Here is a 5,411-nt window from a genome sequence, read left to right on the forward strand (position 1 = left end):
TATTCAGAATTAATTTTAAACGATTACTCCATTAAGACAAGTTATTTAATCATTTATTTGTCGATCATTTTCATTGTTTCTTACTATATAGTCCCTTTAATAATGAAAAGAAAATAAGTTTAGAGAGGTGTTAAAAATGAACCAACTGTTAATAATCGCTTCAATTGTTCTTTTAATTTTAGCCTTCCTTATAGGCGTAAAAAAACAAACGTGGATATTATCTGGATTTAATCAAAAACGTGTTAAAGAACAGGATAAACTCGCAAAATTAGTTGGTATGTATTCCTTGATAATAGGAATTATTATGTTGATAGGTGGATTTATTAACTATCCCAATAGCGAAAAAATATTATTTCCTATAATGTTAATTGGATACGTTATGTTACTCGGATATGTAAACACAAAAATGGTTGAATAAGGAAAGGAATTGTTGGGCGTTTCCCTTTTTAAAAGGAGACCTTGCCCTTATTTAAGATAAAATCCTTTATCTAAACTAGCAATAGGTGCTCATTCTCTTATTGCATTAAAGGGTGCTTCGATCCAAGAAGGATTAAGGCACTTTTTTTGTTGAAGTTATTAAACTAAAGGGGCAGGTTTATTTAAGAAGATGTTTAGATGAATATTTAATTCGGGTATAAATTTTTATAGAATTTTTAAAAGTTTGGAGATGGTCAATATCGCAACCCTTCATTTAATGGGTGGTCTTCCTTGTAGTGGTAAAACTACACTTGCACGTGAACTTGAAAAGAAATATTCAGCCCTGCGTCTTACTCCTGATGAATGGCACATCCGTTTATTCGGTAATGATTATGGGGAGAACATGACGGAATCAGATGAATCTATGCACGATACTAGACATGACACAGTGGAGTCTCTTATGTGGGATGTTGCAGCTAGAGTTTTGGTTCTTGGCGTTGATGTTATCCTCGATTATGGATGTTGGGTTCGAAGTCAACGAGATGAGTTTCGTTCTCGAGCAAAGGAACTAGGAGCTGGATTTAAAATTCATTTTGTTGATGTATCTGAAGAGATATTATTTGAACGTCTAAAGACAAGAAATAAACAGAAGACAGATGGGACTTTTTTTATTCCTGAAGTTAAACTTAAAGAGTGGATCCAAATTTTTGAGCCACCTTGTTCCGAGGAACTTGAATAGTCCGATACTAGAACTAAAAATCTTAGATATACCTTTCTTGAAGTAACGGGTGCTTTTCTTAAAGAAGGAGAAGCATCCTTTTTGTAGAAGTTATTGTACTAACGGGCAGGTTGGTTAAAGAAGACCAGTATCAAGAACTAAGATAAAAACTGATTTGATTAAAAATGATTTGTGAGTTCTTTTATTAATTTCAGGAGGTTTAAAATGGAGTTGATTATAACAAAAGCAGAATTTAATGAGGCAGAAACATTAGTAAATATTTATCGTGACGCATATTCGGAAAATGAGAATTTGGGACTTCCTGCAAGCGCATCAAAGGTAAATGTTGATTAAGTTCAAGGCTGGATACTCAACACTATCTTATTAACAGCAAAAGAAAAACATACAAATAAAATCTTAGCAACTGTAAGGGTTAAATACAGTGAAGAGTGGTAGTGTTACGTCTTAAGTAGATTAGCTGTTAAGTCATCTTATAAAGGGATAGGAATCGCTACAAAAATAATGGAGTTTGGGGAATCTGAACTTTTAAAGAGGGGTGAAAATAAAGTTAGGTTAACGGTAGCTCAAACTCACCCATATTTACCTAAAATGTATGAGAAAAAAGGATATAGAATTGTTGGAGAACGTTTACTTCAAAACTTACCGTATAATGAATTTATTATGGAAAAATTATTATGATTCTTGTTGAACTAACGGGTGCTTATGGAGAAGTTGACTTAGCATCTTAGTTTCTCCTATTAAAGAAGTTAAATAATGAGGCTTTAAGGATGTTGCACTAAATGGTGAGAAAGGCTAAGCAAGATTTTAGACATTTGTAATAGCTAGGATAAAAATCGCTTTTTTTCGCCAATACTTTGGAAGGTATGTATCATTATATATACATCTGCGAAAGCACATGAAATCTTCCTAAGAGGTGAAATTAATATGTCTTCATCATTTAAATATTTGTGTGTAGTGAAACAAGAAATTTTTGAGATACCTAAAGATAAAATTAGAGAGAAATTCATTAAAAAAGAATTTGCTGGACAGTCTGTTTTAAGATTAGAACTAACGTATGGTACTAAAAATAGAAAGCCAAATAATATATTAAGAATTTTATTTGACAGTACGAGATTTGATGGAAATGGAGTTTGTGATTTTAGAAGGATAAGAGAAGACCATAAAAGGACTTATGATTACATCTTTAATGAGCAAAGTCCTCTTCCTATACCGAAAGCACTTGTACTCCCAACTGTATCTGAAATAATAATTATAAAACAATATCTAAACAATAAGTATCCAACTTTGTTAAAAAATGACCCTTATGCAATCGAAACCGCAATATTAGATTGTAAAGAGCGATATAAACAAAACGTCCATAAATTTAAAAGATCACATTCATCTTTTTCCAGTTGAACTAAATATTGTGAAGGTGTGGTCTTAAACTAATGGGGCAGGATAGTTTAATTAGAAAAACTAAGCTGGTATGTCGAAGTAGAAACAAAAAGCGTCGTAAGAAGAATTTATTTATTTATTAAATTCTATGTAAAAGGCTGACCACTAAGGTAGTCAGCCTCAACTAGGAATACCAAATATAAATCAGTATCCATGATGAACGAAGGATACCCCAACAATAATTAAAAGGATGAATAACACAACAATTAAGGCGAAATTCATACGATGGCCATATCCATATCCACTCATAGCCTGCACCTCCTCTTTTTTGAAGTTAATTCAATATATGTAACTGGATTTTACATGCTTGGACTAGTGACTTAATTATAAATTGAAGGACACCCATAATAATGAGTGTCCGGTAGAGGTGTAAAACTATGGGCTAGGAGGTGGATAATATAGTTTATGCGTAAAATACCAAAATGAAATGGACAAGTGTGGATTTAATAGTTCAGATTCGAACAAGTTATGAAGAAAAACACTTTCATTTTTGAACTACGGTCAGGTTTGTTCAATAAGTATTCAAAGTCCTTTTTTTGTTCTTAACATAGAATTTGTGAAGAATTACACTTAAAGTAACGGGTGCGATAGTCCAAGAAGGATTATCGCTTAATTTTGTTGAAGTTATTAAGCTAACGGGGCAGTAGAGTTAAAGTACGGATTTAGTTTTCTACCAATGGGGGTCGTTGAATGAAACCTAACAAAATAAATGTCTTAGGCTGGTTAATTATTATATTTTTGGGTATATGTACGTTCTTTTTTAAAGAAGAATTATCTATAATTACGACGGGATTAGGTGGACTTATTTGTGTAATTATTGGTTTAACGTTAGCTTTCTATAAAGTTAAAAAAGGAAATGCCAAACAGTAAAAATATATATGTTGATCTAAGTTTGTGAAGAAATGTACTTAAGCTAAAGGGTGCGTTGATCCAAGAAGGGATTAATGCTCTTTTTGTGGATTATATTGAACTAACGGAGCATTTTAATGGAATAATAGAGGAAATTTAAGACTGTAACTAGGTTTAGGGTGATCAATAAATAAATTATCGGGAGAGATTAAATGCTAAAAATCGACGTTGATTTAGTTTCAAAGTTAATAACGCGTCAATTTCCGGAGTGGTCTAATTTGGAAATCAAGCCTGTTAAAAAGAGTGGAAATGATAATAGAACTTTTCACTTAGGTAATAGTATGGGCGTTAGGTTACCAAGTGATGAAGCCTATGTACCCCAAGTTGAAAAAGAACAAAAATGGTTACCCATTTTAGCCAAGCATCTTTCTGTACCAATATCTGAACCATTAGCTAAAGGAGAACCAAGTAGGGATTACCCATATCCTTGGTCTGTTAACAAATGGTTGGATGGAGAGACATTAACTATAGAAAATATAGATGATATTAATATATTTGCAAATGATTTGGGGGAATTTTTAGTCGATTTACAATCTATTGACAACATTGGAGGTCCCTTAGCTGGTGAACATAATTTTTATAGAGGCGGAGATATTGTTGTATACAATGATGAGTGCAGAGATGCTATTAATAATATAAATATTTTTAACAAACACTTAATGAAAGAAATTAGGGAGTTGGCATTAACTTCAAAATGGGCTGGTGAACCAGTTTGGGTCCACGGTGACATAGCACCAGGAAATATATTAATTAAAAATGGTATGTTATGTGCGGTTATTGATTTTGGGATATTGGGTGTAGGAGATCCTTCTTGTGATGCTGCAATGGCGTGGACATTTTTTGATGATAGCAGCAGAAAAATATTTAGGAATGCATTGAATTTTGATGAAGAAACTTGGAATAGAGCAAGAGGTTGGGCTTTATGGAAGGCTTTAATAACCTACAATTATAATAAACAATCTAACAAAACAATCGCAGATGAATCATCTAATATTATAAAAGTAATCCTTAATGATTACGAAACTGAAATATAAAGTCATTAAAATAGAATTTTCATTGCACTAACGGGTGCAATAATTGAAAATCAGAGCTGTCATAAGGGCAGCTTTTTCTTGTTGTACTAGCGGGGCAGGATAGTGGATCAAAGAAGAGAAATTATTAACTGGGGGGATACAATGAAAAGAACTTCAAGTTTATTACTAATATTCGTATTATTAGTGCTTTCGTCTTGCGAAGGACCTTTCACATCCACTAGTTCGAGGTTGATTGTTATTGAAAAAGGGCATTCAAACGACTACAAGGAATACTGGATTACAGCATTTGACCCGAATAACCAAACTAAAGAGGAAGCATTTAAGATTGTAGTTCAAGAAGAGATGGTTTGGAACTTAATTGAGGTGAATAAAGAGTATTTTTCTTCTTATGCAAAAGAAGGAGATAAAACTTGGATTTTAGAACAAATTGAGCATACAGAAAATGAAATAGAATAAATCGTTTAAGAACCTTTTTTTCTTCAACAAACGGATAGCAAAGAGCTGAAGATTGGGAGTGGCTATTTTTCTTCTTCAAGTAACGGGGCAGAATAGTTGAACAAAGAATAAAAAAACGATTTTGACTAGAGATATTGTCTTCCTGTTTTAAAGTAAGTTTAAATTCCTCCTAACAACCGGATATTTTTGGATTTAATCCCCAGTAAAAAAAAGGATAGCTATATCGATATAAAAAAGGTAGATATTAATCCAGAAAAGGGTGTTGGACTTGCAAAAGAAAGGAATTATTTTATTACTTATACTTATTTTATTATTAATTTTAGTATCTTGTGGATCGGTCGCTTCTCAGAGTTCTAAGGAAGAAAATGTAGAGGATACGATAATTGCAGATAAAGAGAAACAAATTGAGAAAGATGTACGAA

8 protein-coding genes and 1 pseudogene are annotated in these 5,411 nt (G+C 32.5%); 8 read left to right on the plus strand and 1 reads right to left on the minus strand.

The annotated features are described in order from the left end of the window. Positions 1-136 precede the first annotated feature (136 nt). From V7138_RS17495 to V7138_RS17515, 5 genes and pseudogenes are all read left to right on the plus strand, one after another. Entirely contained in the window at positions 137-418 is a 282-nt protein-coding gene (locus V7138_RS17495; RefSeq protein ID WP_335399689.1) for a DUF3784 domain-containing protein, read from the plus strand. Positions 419-667: 249 nt separating this feature from the next. After that, positions 668-1,156, plus strand: a complete 489-nt coding sequence (locus V7138_RS17500) for an AAA family ATPase (protein WP_335399715.1) — start codon at positions 668-670, stop codon at positions 1,154-1,156. A 204-nt stretch (positions 1,157-1,360) separates the two neighbouring features. Next, complete coding sequence (locus tag V7138_RS17505) at positions 1,361-1,489, plus strand: hypothetical protein (RefSeq protein ID WP_335399692.1); 129 nt, start codon at positions 1,361-1,363, stop codon at positions 1,487-1,489. Between the two features lie 117 nt (positions 1,490-1,606). Further along, a pseudogene (locus V7138_RS17510) lies at positions 1,607-1,834 on the plus strand (GNAT family N-acetyltransferase); the annotation flags it as partial. Positions 1,835-2,080: 246 nt separating this feature from the next. After that, on the plus strand, positions 2,081-2,551 hold the full coding sequence (locus V7138_RS17515) for a hypothetical protein (protein ID WP_335399695.1): 471 nt from the start codon (positions 2,081-2,083) through the stop codon (positions 2,549-2,551). Positions 2,552-2,734: 183 nt separating this feature from the next. Here the strand turns inward: V7138_RS17515 and V7138_RS17520 are convergent, their stop codons facing one another. Next, the gene (locus tag V7138_RS17520; RefSeq protein WP_335399697.1) at positions 2,735-2,839 is read right to left on the minus strand and encodes a YjcZ family sporulation protein; all 105 of its coding nucleotides are present in this window, start codon (positions 2,837-2,839) and stop codon (positions 2,735-2,737) included. A gap of 441 nt (positions 2,840-3,280) precedes the next feature. Here V7138_RS17520 and V7138_RS17525 point away from each other — a divergent pair, with 441 nt between their 5' ends. From V7138_RS17525 to V7138_RS17535, 3 genes are all read left to right on the plus strand, one after another. Beyond that, positions 3,281-3,460 (plus strand): hypothetical protein, encoded by a 180-nt coding sequence (locus tag V7138_RS17525; RefSeq protein WP_335399700.1) that lies wholly within the window; start codon positions 3,281-3,283, stop codon positions 3,458-3,460. Between the two features lie 191 nt (positions 3,461-3,651). Continuing rightward, on the plus strand, positions 3,652-4,533 hold the full coding sequence (locus V7138_RS17530; protein ID WP_335399703.1) for an aminoglycoside phosphotransferase family protein: 882 nt from the start codon (positions 3,652-3,654) through the stop codon (positions 4,531-4,533). Between the two features lie 141 nt (positions 4,534-4,674). Then, on the plus strand, positions 4,675-4,989 hold the full coding sequence (locus V7138_RS17535; RefSeq protein WP_335399705.1) for a hypothetical protein: 315 nt from the start codon (positions 4,675-4,677) through the stop codon (positions 4,987-4,989). Positions 4,990-5,411: the final 422 nt, after the last annotated feature.

This window comes from Bacillus sp. JJ1533 (assembly GCF_036965045.1).
Lineage (GTDB): Bacteria > Bacillota > Bacilli > Bacillales > Bacillaceae_L > Ferdinandcohnia.

Bases quoted from the DNA above. Each gene is read 5' to 3' on its own strand.
- V7138_RS17520 (WP_335399697.1), bottom strand. From the start codon at position 2,839: ATGAGTGGATATGGATATGGCCATCGTATGAATTTCGCCTTAATTGTT.
- V7138_RS17500 (WP_335399715.1), top strand. From the start codon at position 668: ATGGTCAATATCGCAACCCTTCATTTAATGGGTGGTCTTCCTTGTAGT.
- V7138_RS17505 (WP_335399692.1), top strand. From the start codon at position 1,361: ATGGAGTTGATTATAACAAAAGCAGAATTTAATGAGGCAGAAACATTA.
- V7138_RS17525 (WP_335399700.1), top strand. From the start codon at position 3,281: ATGAAACCTAACAAAATAAATGTCTTAGGCTGGTTAATTATTATATTT.
- V7138_RS17535 (WP_335399705.1), top strand. From the start codon at position 4,675: ATGAAAAGAACTTCAAGTTTATTACTAATATTCGTATTATTAGTGCTT.
- V7138_RS17495 (WP_335399689.1), top strand. From the start codon at position 137: ATGAACCAACTGTTAATAATCGCTTCAATTGTTCTTTTAATTTTAGCC.
- V7138_RS17530 (WP_335399703.1), top strand. From the start codon at position 3,652: ATGCTAAAAATCGACGTTGATTTAGTTTCAAAGTTAATAACGCGTCAA.
- V7138_RS17515 (WP_335399695.1), top strand. From the start codon at position 2,081: ATGTCTTCATCATTTAAATATTTGTGTGTAGTGAAACAAGAAATTTTT.